The sequence below is a fragment of the Lacrimispora xylanisolvens genome (genome assembly GCF_002934545.1).
Classification (GTDB): Bacteria; Bacillota; Clostridia; order Lachnospirales; family Lachnospiraceae; genus Lacrimispora; species Lacrimispora xylanisolvens.
The window spans coordinates 494,960-517,875 of sequence record NZ_PTJA01000001.1; the positions used below are offsets into that span (position 1 = coordinate 494,960).

The window sequence follows — 22,916 nt, forward strand, 5'->3', positions numbered from 1 at the left end:
AGCAGGACATCCGTTATAGCGGAGGCCCTGCTATTTTTTTTCCACAGCCACCCATATTTCGCAGGAATAGTCTGGATTGTTTACATCATCGGATGGATAGACTTCAAAGTCCGTACCCCCGCAGGGCCTGTATTCACTGGCGGGGAAAAACTCACTGTATATTTGCTGATACAGTCTGGTAAATGCATCTGGCATGGAACCAATGCACGGAAAAACGGCATACGTATGAGCCGGAACTTCCCATATCATTAAATCTTTTTCTGCAGGCAGATTACCGTCATAGAAAACCCCGATGGCATAGGGGCAGCCGGAATCTGCTGCATCTTTTCCAAAACCTGTTCCCGCTATGTTTTTCCCAAACATCGTATCAGAAGAAATATACCGGGCAAGCGCGCCAATTGTTCCATCCATGCGGCATTGTTTCCAGAAATCAGAGATTCTGGCAGAGGTCAATTCATTTTTGCCGGACACCTCCATGGGTTTACCAATCATTTGAAAGCTGTTCCTCTTTTCAATCCTGTAATCAGTCACATTGGCTCCAGTCAGTATCAGCTTAACAGAAAGACGGGAAAATGATTTCAGACTGGCACCATTTCGCACCTGGGTAGGGGACACGCCATGAAAGCGTGTAAAAGCGCGGCTGAAGCTTTCCTGGGTGTCGTAACCGTATTTTACTGCGATATCCAGAATGCGTGTGTCAGTGTCCGCCAGCTCACACCCTGCCAGAGTCAGCTTTCGCATACGGATATATTCCCCCAGGGTAAATCCGCAGAGTATTCCGAATACCCGCTGAAAATGAAAGCTGGATGAACATGCCTGTTTTGCAATCTCACTAAAATCCAGTTCTGTGGTTATATGGTCTTCCACGTAATCCACTGCTTTTTGTATGCCGCTAATCCAATCCATCGTTGTTTCTCCCCTTGTTTTATTCAAATAGTGGAATGATATCTCTGGTAATCAGTGTAGTCTGTATTTTGAAATTCGGTACAAACCGGGACGCAATCGCTACAACAATACTTTTTTCAGGATTGACAAAAATGAAGTTTCCACTATCGCCAATTGCCGCATAACAACGGTCTCCCTCACTGTCTGTAATCCACCATAAATACCCATATGAAAAATCTCCCCAACGGCTCCTTACTTTTGTGCATTCTTCAATCCAGTTCCGTGACAGAATTTCCCTGCCTTCATAGCTGCCGCCGTTTAAATAAAGCTGTCCGATTTTTGCCATATCCCGTGGAGTAAGGCAAAGTCCCCATCCGGCTGTGTTCACGCCCTGTGGATCCACCACCCAGCCGTTTACAGCTCTGCTGGATAGAAAGGCAAGATGTTCCTCTTTATTTTTGATTATCGTATTACCGGGAATTGTAATACCCAGTGGTGTAAACAGATTTTCTGCTGCAAAATCAAATACGGATCTGCCAGTGGCGTTAACTATGATTCCGGATAAAATCTGCGTACCAATTGTGGAATACTTAAATTCTCCGGTTATACCAGATTTACCACCTAATAAATCCAGGGCAGATTTAGTCCAGTCATCACTGGAATAGACCTTTGTGTAAGGTTCCGACTTATATTTGTATGGCGCAGTCATGGTAAGCATATTTTTTATGGTGACCTGCTTTATGGTCTGTTCCCCCCGCTTAAGCTTGTAAGCTGGGAAAAAATCCAGAACGTTCTGATCGGGGCTTTCTATATAACCCTGATCAATGGCAATGCCAATCAGTGTGGCCACAATGCTTTTGGTTACCGACATTACGTGAACAGCATCCACCGGGGTATACCCGTCGAAATAGCGTTCATAAACAACTTCCCCTTTTTTTTGTACAACAATACCAGCGATATTACCGTAATCTGCTGCAATTATATTTTCTAACCGAATAATACCATCGTTCATGACATTTCCCCGCTTTCTCTTTCCATAATCTGTTGCAATTCACAGATACTATGATACGGGAAAATGGATTTAACCGCCTGACATTTTGTGCGGAGCGGTGTCACATGCAGCTATAGTACAGTATATCAGAATATGTATTTTTTTCAATCGGAGTGAAATTGCATGTTTCTGCTTGACAATTGATACCTATAGGGGTATATTTGGTTATGATAAATACATATACCCCTATAGGTATAAAAAGGGAGGCAGATCATGAATCGTATCAATCAGTTTTTAGAGTGGGGAGGGCCCTTGAAAGAAAAAGGGAGTCTTGCAGTTTCTGTGATTGCCCTTATTATCAGTTTTTTTGATTTGGCTCCAATCCCCTTTGATGCTGCCTGGATTGCAGTTCTTCTTTGCGGCATTCCAATTATTCTGGAGGCAGTTATTGGTTTAATCACCGAATTTGATATAAAAGCAGATGTTCTGGTATCCATTGCACTGATTGCTTCTGTCATAACAGGGGAGATATTTGCTGCGGGAGAAATTGCTTTTATTATGCAGTTGGGGGCATTTCTTGAAGATTTCACAGTAAAACGGGCAAGAGACGGGATTGAAAAACTGGTGCATTTAACTCCCCGCACAGCCAGGAGGCTTAATGGGGCGCTGGAGACGATTATTCCGGCAGAAGAGGTATTAAAGGGAGATCTTCTTCGTGTATTACCGGGAGAGACGGTTCCTGCAGACGGAGTCATCACAACTGGAAGAACCTCTGTGAATCAGGCTGTTATGACGGGGGAGTCCCTTCCTGTGGACAAAGGACCGGAAGATGAAGTGTCCAGTGGCACAGTCAATCAGTTTGGTTCTTTTGATATGGAGGCAACCAGGGTAGGAGAAGACAGTTCCATACAGAGAATGATACGTCTGGTTCAGTCTGCAGACGCACGAAAGGCTAAAATAGTAGGCGTTGCAGACCGATGGGCGACGTGGATTGTGGTCATAGCTCTGGCAACTGCCGTGCTGACCTGGTTTTTTACAGGTGAGCCTATGCGAGCCGTTACCATACTGGTTGTATTTTGTCCCTGCGCACTTGTTCTGGCTACCCCGACAGCCATTATGGCTGCCATAGGCAATGCGACTAAGCATGGCTTCCTGGTCAGGGAGGGAGATGCACTGGAACGTTTGTCTGCAGTCAGTAAACTGACCTTTGACAAGACTGGTACTTTAACCTATGGGACTCCCCAGGTGGTGTCTGCAGTCAGCTTTACAAAAGAGTATGGGGAAGATGAAATATTTGAGCTGGCAGCAGCGGCAGAGTCCCGTTCGGAACATCCGCTGGGGAAAGCAGTGGTCCGCTCATTAAAAGAGCAAAAGAAAAAGGATGTGATGCCCGCAGATGAATTCGAAATGATTCCCGGACGGGGTGTTAGGTCTGTTGTTAAGGGAAAGAAAATTCTGGCTGGTACTCCGGAACTTTTGTCTGAAAACGGAATTCTGATGGAAGATTGGCATAGAAGAGAGGCAGAAGTTTATCTTAATCAGGGCTGTACGGTTATCTATCTTTCAAAAGGCAATACTCCTGCTGGTTTTCTTGCTTTATCGGATACCATCAGAAAGGAGGCAGGTGAGGTGATTGGCCGGATTAAAGAAATTGGTTCAGAACCTGTGCTGCTTACAGGAGACCATAAAAGCGCAGCCATGCATATTGCCGGTCAGCTTGGGATTATGGAGATTCATGCAGAGTGTCTGCCTGAGGATAAACTCAATTGGGTGAATACCTATGAGGAGGAAAAGAAACGGGTTTGCATGATTGGTGATGGTATCAATGATGCCCCGGCTTTAAAACGTGCTTTTGTTGGGATAGCCATGGGCGGGATCGGCAGTGATATAGCAGTGGAAGCTGCGGACATTGCTCTGGTGAGCGATGATATAAAAGAAATCCCCCATCTTCTGGCTCTGTCAAAGAAGATGATGAGTACCATACATTATAATCTGTTCTTTTCCATGTTCTTAAACTTTATGGCTATTATACTGGCGGTAACCGGGATATTAAATCCGGTGGTAGGCGCACTGGTACATAATGCAGGATCTCTGGCTGTAATCATTAACTCAGCGTTTCTTCTGAAATGGAGTGCAAAATAAATAAGCAGCATTGGAAAGCATGACTTTTCAATGCTGCCTATCTATTATTCTTTTTCTCTGCCGTTTACAAAGGCTTTAATTGCTGCAAAACTTTCAGCACTGATCACATGTTCAATCCGGCATGCATCCTCTAATGCGATCTTACGTTCGACGCCCAGAGCCATAAGCCAGTCCGAAAGGAAGGTGTGGCGCTCGTACATCCGCTCTGCGATTTCCTGACCTTTTTCCAACAGCGTTATATGTCCATTTTCATCCATATCAATAAAACCATTCTCGCGAAGATTCTTCATTGCCACACTGACGCTGGGTTTGGAAAATTCCAACTCACCGGCTATATCAATTGAGCGTACATATCCGTTGCGTTTATGCAGCATTAAAATTGCTTCCAGATAATTTTCAGCAGATTCCTGTATTTTCGTAACAGCACCTTCTTTCAAAGTTCTTTTTGTATCTGTTTATTGTAACACAAACAGGCTTGTATTTTCAAGTCAGGTTATCCAAACCTTTTTCATGCTTTTTTATCATGGTGCGGAACTGACTGATGGAAATTCCCAGTTCTCTGCTGGCGGTCCGTAAGGAGTACTCCCGGTTCAGCCATTTTTCGTATATAGGAAAAAATTCATCCGGAAGGGGGGAAGGATATCTCCCCAGATGCTTTCCCTGTGCTTTTGCTATGGCAATTCCTTCTGCCTGCCTTTGTCTGATATTTTCTCTTTCCGCCTGGGCTACATAAGAAAGCAGCTGTAAGACAATATCAGAGATCAGCGTTCCGATTAAATCCTTATTGGTCCGTGTATCCAGAATTGGCATGTCAATAATCACAATGTCTGCTTTTGTGATTTTAACAATATCTCTCCATTCTTTCTGAATGTCTTCATAATTTCTTCCAAGGCGGTCCAGACTTTTGACCACCAGTACATCGCCCTCTTTCAATTTGCGCTTTAATTTCTGGTACTGGGGCCGGTTAAAATCTTTTCCCGACAATTTATCACAGTAAATATTTTTCTCTAAAACTCCCCATTTAATCAACTCTACAAGCTGCCGTTCAACGTTCTGATCAAGCGTAGATACTCTGACGTAACCATAGAAATTATTCATATATTATTTACCTCCTGTCTTTTCTATTATGGCAGAAAGAGTAGATTTTAAAATGAGACAAGCATAAAGTATTGCTAAAAAGGTGTACCTTTTCGGCAATACTTTATGCTTGTTAAATTAGTATAATTAACCATAATATATTATAATAAAAACTTCGACATATTTCAACAAAAATATAGCAGAAAGGAGATTTTGGGTGTCGATATAGAAAGGTACACCTTTTTGACAATAAAATTCATGGCAAAACGGTTATATTAATCGAAAATAAGATGATTATAACAATATTAAGTAACAATGAAAGGGGGAACCGGCATATATCCGGTACAAAACTATGAAAAGAACTTCGATGAAGAAGGCATTTATTCTGCATTTTCTTGCAATTACTGTTTCCGTACTTATTATGGTAATCTCTGTAACCTTAAGTTTTCAGTCCATTAATAAGGTGAATGGGTTGATTTCGGAATGTTATGAAGAGAAAGAATTGCTTTTATCCGCACAGACCGCTCACTACAAATGGGGGAGCAATTTAAGCAATTCATTAAATTACGGAACGGAATTTACAGGTCAAAAGGATGAAACCAAGTGTGATTTTGGAACGTATCTGTACAGTGACAAAGTAAAGAATTCACAGGATATGGCTGAATTTTATAAAAAGGCTGAGCCGCTGCATAAAGAGATTCATGAACTTGCCGACCAGGTGCTGGATCTGGAAAAAACCAATAAGAGTGCAGCAATTGAACTGGAGAAAAACAGTGTTAATGAAAAAATTGAGCAATTAGTTCAGCTACTTGATTCTGCAAAGGTACAAAAGCAGGCCAATATTGACCAGCAGCTTAAAAATATGAAGATTACCATTTTCAAGGGAGTGGCAATGTGTGCTGCCGTATTAATTATTACACTTGTACTTTTAATTTTAACCTTCCGTTATGTCAGCCGCCATATTGTCAGCCCCATACTTAAGCTTCAGGAAGAATGTAAAAAATTAAAGGCAGGCTTACTGGATGTGTCATTTACAAACCGCCTTACAAATGAAGTCGGGGATTTAGGCAATTCTCTGGATGATTCCGTTTCGGCTATTAAAGACTACATAAAGGCAATAGACTATGCCATGTCCCAGTTTGCCAATGGAAATTTTGCATGTGAATGCACCATAGAGTTTGAAGGCGATTTTTATAACATACAGAAATCAATCGAATATTTCCAGAATCAGATGAATCATACCCTGTCTGAAATAAAACAGGGGTATGAACAGGTTTCTACGGGAGCAGAACAGGTTTCTGCCGCTTCTCAGAGCCTTGCACAGGGTGCAGCAGAGCAGGCCAGCAGTGTAGAGGAACTGTCTGCTGCAATTGCACAGGTGCAGATACAGGCAAAGGATAGTGCCCAGTACGCCCAGAATGTGGATACCATAGGAAACCAGGCAGGGCAGACAGTAAGAGAAAGCCTTGTTGAAATGGAACATCTTAAAAATGCCATTGGCAACATATCGGAAGTATCGCAACATATTACAGAGATTATAGAGACAATTAATGCAATTGCTGCTGAGACAAATCTGCTTGCATTAAATGCTGCAATTGAGGCAGCCAGAGCAGGAAGTGCAGGCGCAGGTTTTGCAGTTGTCGCAGATGAGATCAGAAAGCTGTCTCAGGGATCTGCGGAAGCGGCCAAGAATATTTCGGCTCTCATAGAAAATTCCATTGCAACCATTCGTCAGGGAGAAACATACGCCTCAAGTACCAGTCAGGCATTTACTGAGGTAGCAGAGCATGCCAACACCATTATCAGCATGGTAGGAAAAATTGCTGAAGCTTCGGAAAGACAGTCCCTGTCGGTAACGGAAATTTCCCGGGGAATGGATCAGATTTCTTTTGTTGTTCAGTCCAATTCCGCGACTTCAGAGGAAAGTGCTGCGGCAAGTGAGGAGTTAAACAGTCAGGCAGAGGTAATGATGAACCTGATAAGCCAGTTTAAACTGAAAACAAGCGCAAACTCATGATTGAAGGTGTAGTTAATGACGGAAAAAGATGCTCATGTTCTTCTTGGGCAGATTCAGAGTATTATTACAAATAATCCTGTAACAGGACAGCTGGAGGGCGATACTCCGGTTTATAAGGAACTACAGGACACCATTTCTTGTCTTTCCGGATATATGTTGAAAATGAACCAGCAGGTAACCAGAAGCAGGGGATTTAATTCCCTGCTTCTGGCTATCATTAACAGTCTGAAGGATTGGGTTGTTGTAACAGAGGAGAAGACAGGCAAAATCCTTTATACCAACTATCTTGTAAAAAATCGGTTTTATAATGAGGAGACCGGACAGTTTATCTGCGGAGAGGCATGCGGATTGATGGACCGGCTTCAGTCGCCAGGTAAAATAGAAGACAAACAAAAATTTGAGTATCAATGCAAACAGAAAAAAATCTTTCAGGTGGAATCCCACTGGGTTCACTGGGAAGATACGAGAGTAGTTATTCATTTAATTAGTGATGTGACATTTCAGAAAGAAAAAGAGGCCCATCTGGAAATAATGGCATATAAAGATGAACTGACCGGGCTTAATAACCGGAGGTGCTGTATCAGCACCATCGATGAGTATATGAAAGCGGAACCTTTATTTGCCTTATGTATGATTGATCTGGATGGATTAAAAACAATCAATGATCAATTTGGTCACCTAAACGGAGATCAGTATTTAACATGTGTTTCACGGGAATTAAAAGAGTCTGTCAATCAGGGGGATTTTATATGCCGTTTTGGCGGAGATGAATTTGTAATTCTATACCGCGGATTAACAGAAGAGGAGGCTGAGAAACGGTTAGCCGAAGTTAATCAAAACCTGGCGGCAAATCCGGTGGGTTATTCCATGTCTTTCAGTTATGGAATTGTCTGTATTAAAAAGGAAATGGATCTGTTACCTGAGACTGCTATAAAGATAGCAGATGAAAAAATGTATCAATTTAAACGGATGCGTAAGTAAAAAAAGAAGTCTTTAGAAAGCAGCAGCTGACAGGCGTATCTTTTCTTGTGTTTTTTGTGGTTTTACATTATAATGATAGTCAGGTAAAATGAAATGGGAGCAAGAAAAGAATGAGATTTATTGGAAGCAAGACACTGCTGCTGGACCAGATTAAGTATGTAATAGATGAAAAAGCGCCGGAAGCGAAAAGCTTTTGTGATATATTTTCTGGAACCGCTGCGGTTGCCAGATATTTTAAACAGTGGTATCAGGTCTGTTCCAATGACCTGCTGTATTTTTCTTATGTTCTTCAGCGGGCAACCGTTGAGAACGACCAGATGCCGGAGTTTACCCGTTTGCAGGCAGAAACAGGGATTGAAGATCCTCTGGATTATTTTAACGGGATAGAGAAAAAAGAGATGGAAGAACTGCCGGTGGAACGGCGCTTTTTCCAGAATACATATGCTCCTGTTGGCGGCCGGATGTATTTAAACGATGACAACGCTCTTCGCATTGACTTTGCACGCTGTACGGTAGAGGATTGGAAAGCTGCCGGTTTGTTAAGTGAAGAGGAGTATTTTTATCTGGTAGCCTGTATTGTGGAGGGAATCCCTTTTGTTTCCAATACATCTGGAACCTATGGTGCGTTTCATAAGTCATGGGAGAGAAGAAGCTATAAGCATTATGAATTATACCGTCTGCCAGTGACTCATAACGGAAAAGAAAACCGCTGTTACAATGAAAATGGCTCGGATTTGTTAAAAAGGATGGAAGGCGATATTCTTTATATTGATCCTCCTTACAACTCCAGACAGTATTTTTCAAATTATCATGTTTTGGAAACCGCTGCCAGATATGATTATCCAAGTGTGCGGGGAGTCACCGGACAAAGACCGGAAGCGGAAGGACAGAAATCTGAGTTCTGCATGAAAAACAAGGCAGTTCCTGCCTTTGAAGAACTGATTTCCAATGCCAGGTACCGCCATATCATACTGAGCTATAGTACAGACGGGTTGATGTCGATGGAAGAGATAGAAGCAGTTATGAAAAAATTCGGAAAGCCAGAGACCTACCATGTGTATGAGATCCCTTACCGAAGATACAAGAGCCGTAAGGTGAAAGAAACGGAACGTTTAAAGGAGCTTTTGATTTACATAGAAAAGCAGGTGCCGCCATGTACATAAAAAGTCCTCTGAACTATACAGGAGGAAAGTTTAAGATTCTGGAATCTGTTTTTCAGGCGTTTCCAGCCAATATCCGGACGTTTGTGGATGTATTTGCCGGTGGATTTAATGTAGGAATTAATGTAGAGGCCGAGACAATTATCTGCAATGATCAGATTCATTATTTAATTGAGCTGTTTCAGCTGTTTCAGGCTACGGATATAGACAAGTTGCTGGAGCGGATCCGGGAAATTATTAACACCTACCAGCTGACCCAGCAGAATAAAGACGGATACTATGCGCTTCGGGCAGATTACAACAAAACCGGTGATCTAACAAAACTTTTTGTTCTGACCTGCTATGCGTTTAATCATCAGATCCGGTTTAATAACAGCCATGAATTCAATTCTCCTTTTGGGAGAAACCGGAGTTCTTTTAACAGCAATATTGAAAAGAATTTAACCCGGTTTTGCCAGGCGCTTCAGCAGAAAAAGATCCAGTTCACCAACAAGGACTTTACAGAACTGAATTATTTAAAACTTGGGCCGGAGGATTTAGTTTACTGTGATCCCCCCTATCTGATTTCAACAGGTAATTATAACGATGGTAACCGGGGATTTAAAGACTGGAAGGAAAAGGAAGAGCGGGAACTGCTTGAGCTGCTCGATAAACTCAATCAGACTGGAATCCGGTTTGCTTTGTCAAATGTATTTTATCATAAGGGGCTTTCCAATGAACTTTTGATTGAATGGAGCCGGAAGTATCACATTCATTATATTGATAAAACTTATTCTAATTGTAATTATCAGTTTAAAGAACGGGATGCAGTAACGGTTGAAGTACTTATAACAAATTATTAATAAAAGCGGGAGCTCTGATTCGTTTGCAGAGTCTCCGCTTTTTTTAATTTTAATAGGGACTAACTTGGAGGAGGGCGCCATGACCCAGGAGCGAAACAATCAGATTGGAGGACATGATGCCTGATTTTCCGAAAGTAAGGGTAAATGAAGCAGGATAATTGTAGCCCATATGATGATAAGATTCCAATTAAGGATATTTACGAATTAGAAGGGGAATTATTTAATGTGTCGAATTCATTGACAATTTTATAAAATCGTGTTATCCTGAAGGTACAAATGGTAGCCAACTCCACAGAGTGGCTTCCAAATTCTTGTTTAATTATTTGAAAATAATCACCAATTGCTTTGGTCGGCTGGGTGATTATTTTTTTGTACCTTTGTCACTGTGTTTTACGTATGTAAGTATTGCAACGATTAACGCTGCAACATTTATGATTACCATAAATTCCTCATAAGTGTTCACAATTACCACCCCCTTTCGGAGATGGAAACCACCCGGCAGATTGACTACCATAATAATCATACCATATAATAGTAGTTTTTACAAATCCTTACATAGCTCGATTCCTTAATCAGATCCGATAAAAAAAAATAGAGATGTGCAGCATCTAGCTAATCTGGAATGCTGCACATCTATTTATTCAAGATAAGTTACTTTTTGCAGTTATTACTTTTATCTCATCCATTTTATAGGGCTTATTATTATTTATCTCCCTCTTTCTCCACCTTAATTTCCCAATGGATCAAAAAGGTGAGTGCAGCCCGAAGAACAATAATGGCAGCAACCAGGGCAACCTCTGAAAGCTCTCGAACCACTACAGTTCTTAGAATCTCGCTTCCTAGCTTAAACTCCAGTCCCAGTGCCATACCCTCAGCAAGATGCAGGCGTATGGCAGGATTATGCTTGACATAGTTGATAATACCTTTGATACCCGATACAATGATGACAATTACTCCCATGAATTCAAAGAGAAGAATTGCCATGTCTACCACCTGCCGCAACAAAAGTTCCAGATTCCCTACCATATGTTCCCCTCCGTCTGGTATTTATTAATTAGATTTTACTTCTTTCCAGGCTTCGTTATAAAGGCTGTCTGACTGGTCTCCCAGGTACTTGTAAACTTCGCTGTTCTTTAACATGCTGTCATCCGGGAATAAAGCCTTGTTGTTTTTCAGTTCCGGATCAAGCAGATCAAAAGCACCTTTATTTGGTGTTGGATATGTGATGTATTCAAAGTTTTTCTTTGCAATGTCGGGACGGCATAAGAAGTTAATCCATTTTTCCGCATTCTCCTTGTTGGGAGCATTGGCAGGAATTACCCAGGAATCAAGCCAGAGATTGGTTCCCTCTTCCGGAATTACATATTCCAGAGAATAATCAAGTCCAAGATCCTTCACTTCATTCTGAATATAAAGCATTTCACCGGAATAGATCACGCCTACAGCGGCTTCTCCGCCGATCATCTTATCACGAACCTGATCGATTACATAAGCCTGTACCAGGGGCTTCTGTTTGATTAAAAGCTCTTTTGCTTCTTTGATTTCCTGCTCGTTGGTGGTATTCATGGAATATCCCAGTGATTTTAATGCCACCATAAATGCATCCCGGACACTGTCCTGCATCAGGATGTTGTCTTTGAATTTCTCATCCCACAGATCAGACCATTTGGTAGGAATATCTTCTTTCGCCACCATTTTGGTATTGTAAAGAATTCCTACGGTTCCCCAGGAGTAGGGGACAGAATATTTATTTTCCGGGTCAAAGCTCTTTGACATCTCCAAATATTTGGGATCAATTTCCTTGTAATTTGGAATGTTGTCAAAGTTGATTTCTGCAAGAAGGTTGTTCTGTGCCATCTTCTGAATCATATAGTCAGAGGGGCAGACTGCGTCGTATTTGACACCGCCAGCTTCAATAACCGGGTACATCTCTTCATTGGTTTCGAATAAATCGTATACTACCTTAATACCTGTTTCTTTTTCAAATTCCTCAATGACAGATTCGTCAATATATTCACCCCAGTTGTAAACATAAACCTCACCATTGCTTCCTGCCTTGGCCTGGGATTTCCCACAGCCGCTTAACAGGGAAGAGGAGAGCAGGGCAAGGGCGCTGATTGCCATAACCATTTGAATTCTTTTTTTCATATTAATGATCTCCTGTTATTTTTTTCGCTTTGGTGCAAAGTTTGTGATTAAGAGAAGAACCAGCACCGTTAAAAAGATAATCGTGGAAAGTGCATACATGGAAGGTTTAATTCCCCTGCGCACTTCACTGTAAATTAAAGTCGATAATGTATTAATACCGGCACCCTTTGTAAAGTGTGTGATAATAAAATCATCAAGTGACATGGTAAATGCCAGCAAAAATCCGGAAAGTACACCTGGCAGAATATCCGGGAATACTACCTTGAAAAATGCGGAAACTGAGGTGGCTCCCAAGTCCATGGCTGCCTCGTAGGTACTTTTATCAGTCTGCTTTAACTTCGGCATGACACTTAATATGACATACGGAATGTTAAAGGTAATATGTGCGATCAGTATGGTCTTAAATCCCAGAGAAATCCCAAAGGCGATGAACGCCAGCATCAGGGAAATTCCGGTTACGATATCCGCGTTCAGCATGGGAATGTTAGTAATGCCCATGAGAAGAGAGCGGGGAAACGGCTTCATGCTGTTAATTGCAATGGCGGCTGCAGTGCCGATAATAACTGCAATCAGAGACGATACAAATGCTATCAGCAGCGTGGTATAAAGTGCATCCATAATCGTACTGCTGGAAAACAATTCTGTGTACCATCTGGTAGTAAAACCGCCCCATTGGGTACGGGATTTTGAATTATTAAAGGACAGCACTGTCATAGTTGCAATGGGTGCATATAAAAACACCACAATAAGAACCAGGTAAAAATCCTGGAAAAAACGTTTGATAAAAGCTGTTTTTCTATTTATCACAGTACCGTTCCCTCCCCATTTTTATCATACTTGGCGATGAGCGCCATGCTGATTAAAATAAATATCATAAGGACCAGAGAAAGGCCGGAGCCTAAGTTCCAGTTGCTCCCTTTTGTAAATTCCTGTTCAATTACATTTCCGATTAGAAGAATTTTGCTTCCGCCTAATATATTGGAGATTACGAAGGTGGTAAGTGCAGGAACAAAAACCATGGTGATGCCGCTTACGATTCCAGGTATGCTTAAAGGAAGAAGAATCCGAATGAGCACCTGAAGGGAATTAGCACCTAAGTCTCTTGCTGCATTTACTACATTGTCATCGATTTTCATCAGCACATTATAAATCGGAAGAACCATGAATGGAAGGAAGTTATATACCATACCAAGGATAATGGCCCCCGGAGTGTTGATAAGTCCCTGATTTGGCAGGTGGAGTGCGGATAAGATTCCGTTAATTACACCGTTCTTCTCCAAAAGCGTCTGCCATGCAAGGGTGCGGAGAAGAAAATTCATCCACATAGGAAGGATAAATATAAATACGATAAAGCTTCCCTGGCCCATCCCTCTGGTACGGAGAATCATCGCAAGAGGATAAGCCAGTACCAGGCACAAAACAGTACTTAAAAGGGATAAACCCAGAGAGAGCCACAGTGCTTTCGCATGTTCCTCTGTAGAAATAGAAAGAACATTGGAAAGTGTGAACGCTCCGCTCTTGTCAGTCAGTCCGTAAAATACGATCAGTGCAAGTGGAATCAGAATGAAACCAATCATCCACATCAGATACGGTCCGGACAATAATTTCTTATTCATTGACTCCCACGGCCTCCTCATCCTCTGAAGCCGGCTTGTTCATGATCTGGATATCAAAAGGATCTACATGAATCCCTACCTTTTGTCCCACTGGGAATAAGTCCGTACTGTGCACCAGCCATTCAAAGCCGTCCGGTGAAGTTACTTCCATTTCATAATGAACGCCTTTAAAGATTAAATGTGTTACCACTCCCTCCAGGCTGCCGTTTTCCGGAGCAACCAGGTCGATGTCTTCCGGTCTGATGACCACATCCACAGGAGCATTGGAACCGAATCCCTTATCTACACAGGCAAATTTGGCACCGAATATTTCAACCAGCTCATCTCTTAACATAATTCCGGGAACGATGTTGCTTTCCCCGATGAAGTCAGCTACAAATGCGTTCTCTGGTTCATTGTAAATGTTTTCCGGAGAGCCCATCTGCTGAATATAGCCCTGATTCATTACGACTATGGTATCTGACATGGTCAGAGCCTCTTCCTGATCATGGGTTACATAAATAAAGGTAATGCCAAGCTCATTTTTTAAACGAATCAGCTCATACTGCATATCCTGACGAAGTTTTAAATCCAGTGCGCCTAAAGGCTCATCAAGAAGCAGAACCCTTGGTTCGTTGACGATAGCTCTTGCAATGGCGATTCGCTGCTGCTGTCCGCCGCTTAAGGAACTGACGCTGCGGTTTTCAAAACCGTCTAAGTTTACCAGCTTTAAGGCGTATTTAATCTTATCCTGAATATAAGATTTGGATTTATTCTTGATTTTCAAACCAAATGCAATGTTTTCCGCAATGGACATATGGGTGAAAAGAGCATACTTCTGAAAGACCGTATTCAGCTGTCTTTTATTGGGCGGGAGATTGGTGATGTTCTGACCGTCAAAGATAACCTCGCCTTTGCTGGGGCTCTCAAAGCCTCCGATAATACGAAGTGTGGTGGTCTTTCCGCAGCCGCTTGGGCCCAGTAATGTAACGAATGTGTTCTCCTTTACGGAGAGATTTAAATCATCAAGAACCATAGTTCCGTCAAAGCTTTTTGATATATTTCGTAAATCAATGAGTGACTGACCCATGAGCTTTATCCTCCTGTTAAAAGCTTGGAGGTGAACTTACCCAGATTAAGGAAGCACCTGCCTTGCTGCTTAAGTAATGTTTTTTATCTGGTATAAAGTAAAAGGATTCCCCTTTTTTCGCTTTATATGTTTTATTTCCTATATGAATGGAAATGCTTCCCTGCAGTATATACCCGAATTCTTCTCCTTCATGTGGATTGTCCGGATAAGTCTGTCCTCCTGACTCCAGAGTCAGCAGGATGGGCTCCATCATATTTTTCTGTGCGTTTGGAATAATCCATTTAATTTCATTTTTCAAATCTGCGTCGTGCTTTTCAAAATAGTCGGTTTTGCCAAATACGATCTGCTCTTCCCGGCTTTCATTAAAAAACTCTCCGATGGAGGTACCCAGACACTGTAAAATATCCATAAGAGTTGCAATGGAGGGGGAAGTTAAGTCCCTTTCCAGCTGAGATATAAATCCCTTTGACAGTTCCGCGCGGTCAGCCAGTTCTTCCTGAGTCAGTCCTTTTAATACACGCAGTTCCTTTAATTTTGTACCGATATCCATTTGCTCCTCCTTCTTATTATGTTAAGCTGAAAGTTTACTTATACTAACTGACGATAAATATAACTATAAAGTTTAGTAATAATAAACACGCAGCAAGATACATTATACTTGTTTTTCCATGTATGTCAATAGTTTTTAAGGAAGTTTTTCCTTAACAAACAGGGAAACTTATGATATGATATTTCTAGTTTATACAAGGAAGATTCGAGGAGGAAAAGTGTTATGACAGGTAAATATATGGCGTATGTAGGTTCCTATTCCTACAATGGACAGGCCAAGGGCATCACGGTGTATGATGTGGATGTGGAAAAGGGCCGTTTTATCCCTAGATGTGAGGTGGAAGTAGACAATTCTTCTTATGTAATAGCTTCCAACAATGGCAGGACACTTTATTCCATAGCTGATGAAGGCGTAGTATCGTTCCGCATTCATGAGAACGGTTCCATAACAAGATTAAACTCCGCAAATATTAAGGGTATGAGAGGCTGTCATTTATCTACGGACAAAGATGACAGATATATTTTTGTATCCGGCTATCATGACGGAAAGTGCACCGTGCTCCGATTAAATGACGATGGTTCCGTTGGTGAGATTGTAACCAGTGTGTTCCATAAGGGACTGGGCAGCGTGGCTGAAAGGAATTTCCGCCCTCATGTAAGCTGCTCCAGACGGACTCCGGACGGAAAATTCATTATGGTTGCCGATCTGGGAATTGATCAGGTGAAGATCTACCATTTTGATGAGAAGGACGAAGAGTTGCTTTTGGTGGATGCCATCAGAAGTGAATTAGAGTCAGCCCCCAGATTCTTCCGGTTCAGTAAAGACGGAAAGTTCTTCTATCTGGTTCATGAACTTAAGAATGTCATCGATGTATTTACCTATGAAACAGGAGACCATCAGCCGAAGATTGAAAAGATCCAGACCATTAAGACAACCGGTCCCAAACCGCTGACTCAGTTAACCGCAGCCAGTGCCCTGCGTTTTTCAAACGACGAAACACACATGTTTTGCGGAAATGCAGGAGATAATACGGTTACGGTGTATGACCGTGATCCCCAGACTGGTCTGTTAACCTATTTATGCTGCCTGCCCATCAGCGGAAGCTATCCAAAAGATATTTGTGTATTTCCAGATGACAAGCATATTGCATCCATTAACCACGAAACTGGCAGCATTACCTTCTTTACGGTGGATTACGAAAAGGGTCTTTTAATTATGAACGGAAAAGAATTAAAAGTGAATGAACCGAACAGCTGTGTAATCGTAAAAGTCAGCAAATAAAGGAGAGACAACGATGGCGGGATCCACACTTGGCACAATATTTAAAATCACAACATGGGGAGAATCCCACGGAAAAGGAATCGGTGTGGTGGTTGACGGCTGTCCAGCCGGTCTTTCTCTGGAAGAAAAGGATATTCAGTGCTTCCTTGACCGCAGAAAGCCGGGACAAAGCAAATTTACCACAATGCGAAACGAAGGGGATCAGGTGGAGATTTTATCCGGGGTGTTTGAAGGTAAGACAACCGGAACTCCCATTTCCATGATTGTCTGGAATACGGATCAGCGTTCTAAGGACTATGGTAATATTATGGAAGTTTACCGTCCGGGCCATGCAGATTATACCTTTGATGAAAAATATGGTTTCAGGGATTACCGGGGTGGTGGACGATCCTCCGGAAGGGAAACCATTGGCAGAGTTGCGGCAGGCGCCATAGCTGCCTGCTTTTTAAGAAGCCTGGGTATCACTGTAACGGCTTATACCAGATCGGTGGGACCGTATGAAGTCAAAGAAGAACGTTTTGACTTAAAAGAGCGGGACCAGAACCGTCTTTATATGCCTGATAAGGAGACCTCTCTTTTGGCAGAACAGTATTTAGAAGAAATGATGGGAAGAAAAGATTCTGTAGGAGGCGTGGTGGAATGCATCATTGACGGTGTACCGGCCGGAATCGGTGATCCTGTCTTTGATAAATACGACGCATCTCTTGCAAAAGCAGTGATGTCCATCGGAGCAGTAAAAGGATTTGAGATCGGAGATGGATTTTTAGCTTCCCGTGCTCTGGGATCTGAAAATAATGATGGTTTCTGTATGGAACCAGATGGCAGAGCGAAGAAAGTGACCAATCATGCCGGAGGTATCCTTGGCGGAATCAGCGATGGATCCAGGGTGGTTTTTCGGGCTGCTTTTAAACCGACTCCCTCCATTGCCCAGCCTCAGAAGACTGTTACCAGACAGGGAGAAGAGACTGAGATTGAAATTAAGGGCCGCCATGATCCGATCATTGTACCCCGTGCGGTTGTGGTAGTTGAGGCAATGGCGGCGCTTACAACGGTTGACTTGCTGCTTGCCAATTTATCTGCCAGAATGGATCGTATTATTTCCTTTTATAGGGAAGAAACTGAATAACTTGATTATATCCGGTATTTATGCTATGTTAAATGCCGGATATATTACTGACTTATTTTATATAGAAACAGGAGAATGATAATGAAGATAGCAATGGGTAATGATCATACAGCAATAGAGATGAAAGAAGCTATTAAGGAGTTTGTGGAAAGCAAAGGTTATGAAGTAATTGATTTTGGTACCAATTCAACAGAAAGCTGCGACTACCCGGAGTATGGTGAGAAAGTTGGCCGTGCGGTTACAGAAGGAAAAGCAGATTTGGGAATCGCAATCTGCGGAACCGGAGTGGGTATTTCCCTTGCATGCAACAAAGTTAAGGGAATCCGTGCCTGTGTCTGCAGTGAGCCATACACAGCAAAGCTTTCCAGAATGCATAATGATTCCAATGTCCTTTGTTTTGGCGCAAGAGTTGTAGGAGTGGAGATGGCAAAGATGATTACGGAAGAATGGCTGGATGCCCAGTACGAAGGCGGAAGACATCAGCGCCGTGTAGATATGGTAATGGATATCGAAAAGAGAAATTAACTCTGTGAAAGGGGAGGCTCATGAGTCACGAACCGGAGAACAGAACAAAACAAACCCTGGCTGAACAGGTAGCAGAGCAGATCCTGAATGATATTGTGGAAAAGGGACTGGAGATTGGTGCTAAAATCCCAAATGAATTTGAACTTGCCCAGGAAATTGGAGTGGGCAGGGGAACCATCAGGGAAGCTGTTAAGATATTGGTTTCCAGAGAGATTCTTACCATACGAAGAGGGGCGGGGACTTTTGTTTCTGAACGACAGGGACTTTTAGATGATCCTCTGGGGCTTTCCTTTTTAAAGGATAAAACCAATCTGGCTCTTGATTTATTAAGTGTCCGTCTGATGCTGGAACCGGAAATTGCAGCACTGGCTGCCGTGAATGCCAGACCAGAGCAGCTAAAGGAACTGGAAGAATTAAAAGGCAAGGTAGAGGAACTGATTTATCGGGGAGAAGACCATACCCATGCAGACATTCTTTTTCACCGGCAGATCGCCGCATGCAGCGGCAATCGGGTGGTGGAAAAGCTGATTCCTGTGATTAATTCATCCATCTCTCTGTTTGTGGATTTAACCAATGCAAGACTGGGACAGGAGACCATTGATACGCACAGAGAAATCACAGACTGTATTATCAGAAAGGATCCGGAAGGGGCCAGATGCGCCATGTATATGCATCTGACTGTGAACCGGAGAATGCTTAAATCTTTGGAGGGGAATTAGATGGTTATTTCAATCTGGTTCCCCTCCAGATCTATGATACAGCTTTCATAATAGCCGTCACCGGTCGTCCGGGGACCGCTGATTACTTCATACCCATCCTGTTTTAGCTGAATGGTGAGACTTTCAACGTTTTCTCTGGTTCCTGCCTGGAAGGCTATGTGGATAAAGCCAGTGCGGGTGAGTGTTTTCTGTGGATCTTCCATATTCGGTTTATTCATGATTTCCAGCCGGCAGCCGTCTTCAAAGGTTAGAAAATAGGAACGGAACCCAGTTTTGGGATTGTGGTAACCGTCATTTGCTTTTCCATTAAAATAATTAGTAAAAAATTTTTTTGTTTTTTCCAAATCATTTACATACATGGCTACATGTTCAATTTTCATTATGTCCCCCTTATTAATCGGATTTCCGTCTGATTAAAATTCCCTTCATAAATTCTGTTTTATTATGAGTATGATAGATCATTTCTTTTTCTTCTTCTGTACAGCCGATCAGAATCTTTATTTCAGAATCCCGTTTCATTAAATCAACAATACACATAATTGCATCAATTCTTTGCTTTTTCTCAGTACCAACCCAGACGTCTATGCCTTGCCCATCCATGGAGGATGTGTTATTTAAATATCCATAATCGACTTTGTATATGAAATCAGGATACTTTGGATGAACAGATCCCTTCGGTCTGTCAATGACAATTTCAGAATCACCCACCAGCTGATCCAATGCAGTCCAAAAATCAGGATTCACTTAAACCGCCTCCATTCTCATCGTAAAAATGCGTTAGATTGGCTGAAATTTCCCGCCATAGTTTCCAGACATCGTCCCCATAATTACTTACTATTGTTATCAGTATCTGTTTTTTCTTGTCAAAGGATGATTTGAAACTTACACCCGGATCACAGCCCTGAAAATAGGGATTAAAGTCATTCTCAGTTTTCTTAAGCCACATTCCATATCCATAGCACTGGCTTTCTCCGCTATGATTTGATAACATGGTTTTCGTCATGGAAGGGGACAGCAGTTGATATGACAGAAGGTTTTTCCAGAATAAACGGACATCACCGATTGTTGTAAAGGCACCTCCTGCGCCCGTTCCTTTTACATCTACACTGTATATATTTGTACGGAAGTCATTTCTTTCCTCGTCATATATGTAATTAAAGGCGCATTTTGCGGGCAGTCTGTCCAGCTCATAATATCCGGTATGTTTCATCTTACAGGGAACAAATACGAATTCTTCCAGATACCGGTCGAATTCCATTCCGGTGATCTTTTCAAGAATCATTGCCAACACCACAAAACCAGTATTATTATATTGGAATTTGCTTCCTCTTGGATACATCATCGGCTTGTGAATAAAAAGCGGCAGCAGGTCTTTGTTGGAACGTATTCTATAGTTTGGAAAGTCATACCACAATTCTTCATATTCTGTCATTACAGATTCATCGAAATAGTCTGGTATCCCAGAAGTATGGGTAAGAAGCTGCTCAACTGTAATTTCCTTGTCAATCTGCTCTAAGTCAAAATCAAAGAATGAACCTATTTTATCTTCCAGGTGAAGCAGTCCCTTTTCAATCAGCTGCAGGATTCCAACGGCTACAAATGCCTTTCCTGCAGAAGCTGTTGCAAATCTGGTTTCCATATCATTCAGAACCTGATTGGGCAGATCTGCATATCCGTATGCCTTCTCAATTAACATCTTATCATTCTGATAAATGGAAATACAGCCTCGAAAATCAGCTGGTATTATTCTATCAATATTCATACAGATATCTCCTTTTCACTCCAATGTAATTCCTTTCATAGTAACAAAAAATTATAGTAAAGTATAGAGCATTTCAAAAAAGTAGTTTAATTCTGGCACATAATAAATTGCCAAATACATCGTATGTATTTGGAGTTGTAAAATTAATAAATATATATAAATACCTAAAATTAATTCGTATATTGACTTTTTAATCGTATAATGATAATTTTATATTAAAATACATCATACGTATTACAAACAAAAAGGGGAACAAATAAGATGGAATTAAGAAGTCAGCAGGTAAGAAAGATTGCTCCTGAAATGGACCCGTTAAAAATGGGAATGGGCTGGTCCGTGGATGATTTGGAGAGACCGCAGATCATAATTGAAAGTACCTTTGGAGAAAGTCATCCGGGAAGTGCCCATCTTCTGGAACTGGTGGATCAGGCAGCAGACGGAATCTATGAATCTGGCGGCAGGGGAGCACGTTATTTTGCCACGGATACGTGTGACGGCATGAGCCAGGGGCATGACGGAGGAAATTATTCTCTGGTATCCAGAGATATGATCTGCAACATGATTGAAATACATAATAACGCAACTCCTTATGATGCAGGGGTATTTGTGGCAAGCTGCGATAAGGCAGTACCAGCCCATCTCATGGGAATAGGCAGAATTAACATTCCCTCCATCGTGATAACGGGAGGTGTCATGGATGCAGGTCCGGATCTTTTAACTCTGGAACAGATTGGAATGTACAGCGCCATGTGTAAAAGGGGAGAAATCTCTGAGGAGAAACTTACCTGGTATAAGCACCATGCCTGTCCCTCCTGCGGGGCCTGCTCCTTTATGGGAACAGCTTCCACCATGCAGATCATGGCAGAAGCCCTGGGTCTCATGCTGCCGGGAACGGCACTTATGCCTGCCACCTCAAAAGAACTGAAAATTAAGGCGAAAGAAGCAGGTGTTCAGGCAGTATGGCTTGCAAGGAACGGCTTAACTCCCAGGAAAATGATAACCATGGAGTCGTTTGAGAATGCGATTATGGTCCACGCTGCCATATCCGGTTCTACCAATTCCCTGCTTCACATTCCTGCCATTGCCCATGAACTGGGTCTCACCATTGATGCCCATACCTTTGACCGGATTCATAAAAACGCCCATTATCTACTGGATATCCGACCAGCAGGAAAATGGCCGGCTCAGTACTTCTACTATGCAGGAGGTGTACCAAGAATCATGGAGGAGATAAAATCCATGCTTCACTTAGAATGCATGACAGTGACTGGAAAGGCTTTAGGGCAGAACCTGGAGGATTTAAAGAAGAATAATTTTTATGAGGCATGCGACGAATATCTGAAAAAAATAGGAATAAAGCGGACGGACGTAATCCGCTCTTTTGATAATCCCATTGGCAAAAACGGAACTGTTGCTATTTTAAAAGGTAATTTAGCGCCTGACGGAGCAGTTGTAAAACACAGCGCAGTAGCGAAAGAGATGCATCAGGCAGTATTAAAGGCAAAACCGTTTGACAGTGAAGAAGAGGCTATGGAAGCAGTGCTTCAGGGAAAGATTAAGCCTGGTCAGGCAGTAATAATCCGTTATGAAGGTCCAAAAGGAAGCGGAATGCCGGAGATGTTTTATACCACCGAAGCCATTTCCTCTGATCCTGTTTTATCAAAATCCATTGCACTTTTAACAGACGGCAGATTCTCCGGTGCCACAAAAGGTCCTGCCATCGGGCATATTTCACCGGAAGCCGCCAACGGAGGCCCAATTGCATTAATTGAAGAAGATGATCTGATTGAGATTGATATACCGGGGAGAAGTCTTCGGATTACGGGAATAAAAGGGAAAGCCATGAGCGGGGAGGAGGTAGACCGGATTTTAGAAGAACGGAGGAAGGTCTGGAAGCCAAGAGAAGACAGAATAAAAACAGGCGTTCTTAAAATCTTTTCCCAGCATGCAGTATCGCCCATGAAAGGGGGATATATGGAATAAGAAAACGGGTGGAAGGAAAACGGGAAATGATCCCTGGATTCC

At 42.2% G+C, this 22,916-nt stretch carries 23 protein-coding genes; 10 read left to right on the top strand and 13 right to left on the bottom strand.

Going from position 1 to position 22,916, the window contains the following annotated elements; genetic code table 11:
* Window positions 1-30: 30 nt before the first annotated feature.
* Both BXY41_RS02400 and BXY41_RS02405 read right to left on the bottom strand, forming a co-directional pair.
* Window positions 31-906, bottom strand: a complete 876-nt coding sequence (locus BXY41_RS02400) for an AraC family transcriptional regulator (protein WP_104434188.1) — start codon at window positions 904-906, stop codon at window positions 31-33.
* Window positions 907-925: 19 nt separating this feature from the next.
* Window positions 926-1,897, bottom strand: coding sequence for a serine hydrolase domain-containing protein (locus BXY41_RS02405; protein ID WP_104434190.1), 972 nt, complete (start codon window positions 1,895-1,897; stop codon window positions 926-928).
* Window positions 1,898-2,149: 252 nt separating this feature from the next.
* Here BXY41_RS02405 and BXY41_RS02410 point away from each other — a divergent pair, with 252 nt between their 5' ends.
* Window positions 2,150-4,018 carry a heavy metal translocating P-type ATPase gene (locus BXY41_RS02410; RefSeq protein ID WP_104434192.1) on the top strand — a complete coding sequence of 623 codons (1,869 nt, stop codon included), beginning with the start codon at window positions 2,150-2,152 and terminating at the stop codon, window positions 4,016-4,018.
* Between the two features lie 44 nt (window positions 4,019-4,062).
* On the opposite strand, the gene BXY41_RS02415 is transcribed toward BXY41_RS02410, so the two are convergent.
* Together BXY41_RS02415 and BXY41_RS02420 are read right to left on the bottom strand one after the other, a co-directional pair.
* Window positions 4,063-4,455 (bottom strand): metal-dependent transcriptional regulator, encoded by a 393-nt coding sequence (locus BXY41_RS02415; protein ID WP_104434194.1) that lies wholly within the window; start codon window positions 4,453-4,455, stop codon window positions 4,063-4,065.
* Window positions 4,456-4,501: 46 nt separating this feature from the next.
* Window positions 4,502-5,116: a recombinase family protein gene (locus tag BXY41_RS02420; protein ID WP_104434196.1), complete on the bottom strand. Its 615-nt coding sequence runs from the start codon at window positions 5,114-5,116 to the stop codon at window positions 4,502-4,504.
* Window positions 5,117-5,462: 346 nt separating this feature from the next.
* Here BXY41_RS02420 and BXY41_RS02425 point away from each other — a divergent pair, with 346 nt between their 5' ends.
* The 4 genes from BXY41_RS02425 (at window position 5,463) to BXY41_RS02440 (ending at window position 10,095) form a co-directional block, all read left to right on the top strand.
* Entirely contained in the window at window positions 5,463-7,112 is a 1,650-nt protein-coding gene (locus BXY41_RS02425; protein WP_170072162.1) for a methyl-accepting chemotaxis protein, read from the top strand.
* Window positions 7,113-7,127: 15 nt separating this feature from the next.
* Entirely contained in the window at window positions 7,128-8,093 is a 966-nt protein-coding gene (locus tag BXY41_RS02430) for a GGDEF domain-containing protein (RefSeq protein WP_104434201.1), read from the top strand.
* Window positions 8,094-8,203: 110 nt separating this feature from the next.
* Window positions 8,204-9,256, top strand: a complete 1,053-nt coding sequence (locus BXY41_RS02435) for a DNA adenine methylase (protein WP_104434203.1) — start codon at window positions 8,204-8,206, stop codon at window positions 9,254-9,256.
* On the top strand, window positions 9,247-10,095 hold the full coding sequence (locus BXY41_RS02440; protein WP_104434205.1) for a Dam family site-specific DNA-(adenine-N6)-methyltransferase: 849 nt from the start codon (window positions 9,247-9,249) through the stop codon (window positions 10,093-10,095). Before BXY41_RS02435 ends, BXY41_RS02440 begins: the two co-directional genes overlap by 10 nt.
* 702 nt (window positions 10,096-10,797) lie before the next feature.
* Here the strand turns inward: BXY41_RS02440 and BXY41_RS02445 are convergent.
* Genes BXY41_RS02445 through BXY41_RS02465 form a run of 6 tightly spaced genes read right to left on the bottom strand, consistent with a single transcriptional unit; the run spans window position 10,798 to window position 15,478 of the window.
* Window positions 10,798-11,121, bottom strand: coding sequence for a DUF1622 domain-containing protein (locus BXY41_RS02445; protein ID WP_104434207.1), 324 nt, complete (start codon window positions 11,119-11,121; stop codon window positions 10,798-10,800).
* A gap of 24 nt (window positions 11,122-11,145) precedes the next feature.
* Complete coding sequence (locus BXY41_RS27060; protein WP_242980019.1) at window positions 11,146-12,243, bottom strand: ABC transporter substrate-binding protein; 1,098 nt, start codon at window positions 12,241-12,243, stop codon at window positions 11,146-11,148.
* A 15-nt stretch (window positions 12,244-12,258) separates the two neighbouring features.
* Window positions 12,259-13,047: an ABC transporter permease gene (locus tag BXY41_RS27065; protein WP_334296909.1), complete on the bottom strand. Its 789-nt coding sequence runs from the start codon at window positions 13,045-13,047 to the stop codon at window positions 12,259-12,261.
* Entirely contained in the window at window positions 13,047-13,859 is an 813-nt protein-coding gene (locus BXY41_RS02455; RefSeq protein ID WP_104434209.1) for an ABC transporter permease, read from the bottom strand. Before BXY41_RS02455 ends, BXY41_RS27065 begins: the two co-directional genes overlap by 1 nt.
* The gene (potA, locus tag BXY41_RS02460) at window positions 13,852-14,928 is read right to left on the bottom strand and encodes a spermidine/putrescine ABC transporter ATP-binding protein (protein ID WP_104434211.1); all 1,077 of its coding nucleotides are present in this window, start codon (window positions 14,926-14,928) and stop codon (window positions 13,852-13,854) included. The genes BXY41_RS02455 and potA overlap by 8 nt, the downstream gene beginning before the upstream one ends.
* 16 nt (window positions 14,929-14,944) lie before the next feature.
* On the bottom strand, window positions 14,945-15,478 hold the full coding sequence (locus BXY41_RS02465; protein ID WP_104434213.1) for a helix-turn-helix domain-containing protein: 534 nt from the start codon (window positions 15,476-15,478) through the stop codon (window positions 14,945-14,947).
* Window positions 15,479-15,700: 222 nt separating this feature from the next.
* Between BXY41_RS02465 and BXY41_RS02470 the strand changes: the two genes are divergently transcribed.
* From BXY41_RS02470 to BXY41_RS02485, 4 genes are all read left to right on the top strand, one after another.
* Window positions 15,701-16,759, top strand: a complete 1,059-nt coding sequence (locus BXY41_RS02470; RefSeq protein ID WP_104434215.1) for a lactonase family protein — start codon at window positions 15,701-15,703, stop codon at window positions 16,757-16,759.
* 13 nt (window positions 16,760-16,772) lie between these two features.
* Window positions 16,773-17,885, top strand: a complete 1,113-nt coding sequence (gene aroC / locus BXY41_RS02475) for a chorismate synthase (RefSeq protein WP_104434217.1) — start codon at window positions 16,773-16,775, stop codon at window positions 17,883-17,885.
* Window positions 17,886-17,966: 81 nt separating this feature from the next.
* Window positions 17,967-18,410: a ribose 5-phosphate isomerase B gene (gene rpiB / locus BXY41_RS02480; RefSeq protein WP_104434219.1), complete on the top strand. Its 444-nt coding sequence runs from the start codon at window positions 17,967-17,969 to the stop codon at window positions 18,408-18,410.
* Between the two features lie 20 nt (window positions 18,411-18,430).
* Entirely contained in the window at window positions 18,431-19,129 is a 699-nt protein-coding gene (locus BXY41_RS02485; protein WP_104434221.1) for a FadR/GntR family transcriptional regulator, read from the top strand.
* Here BXY41_RS02485 and BXY41_RS02490 read toward each other — a convergent pair.
* From BXY41_RS02490 to BXY41_RS02500, 3 genes are read right to left on the bottom strand one after another with little or no spacing between them, the layout of a single operon-like run.
* Window positions 19,126-19,509: a VOC family protein gene (locus tag BXY41_RS02490; RefSeq protein ID WP_104434223.1), complete on the bottom strand. Its 384-nt coding sequence runs from the start codon at window positions 19,507-19,509 to the stop codon at window positions 19,126-19,128. The two genes, BXY41_RS02485 and BXY41_RS02490, sit on opposite strands and share 4 nt — an antisense overlap.
* Before the next feature lie 13 nt (window positions 19,510-19,522).
* Entirely contained in the window at window positions 19,523-19,873 is a 351-nt protein-coding gene (locus tag BXY41_RS02495) for an inorganic pyrophosphatase (RefSeq protein WP_104434225.1), read from the bottom strand.
* Window positions 19,863-20,891, bottom strand: coding sequence for a serine hydrolase domain-containing protein (locus BXY41_RS02500; RefSeq protein ID WP_104434227.1), 1,029 nt, complete (start codon window positions 20,889-20,891; stop codon window positions 19,863-19,865). Before BXY41_RS02500 ends, BXY41_RS02495 begins: the two co-directional genes overlap by 11 nt.
* A gap of 261 nt (window positions 20,892-21,152) precedes the next feature.
* Between BXY41_RS02500 and ilvD the strand changes: the two genes are divergently transcribed.
* Window positions 21,153-22,874 (top strand): dihydroxy-acid dehydratase, encoded by a 1,722-nt coding sequence (ilvD, locus tag BXY41_RS02505; protein WP_104434229.1) that lies wholly within the window; start codon window positions 21,153-21,155, stop codon window positions 22,872-22,874.
* Window positions 22,875-22,916: the final 42 nt, after the last annotated feature.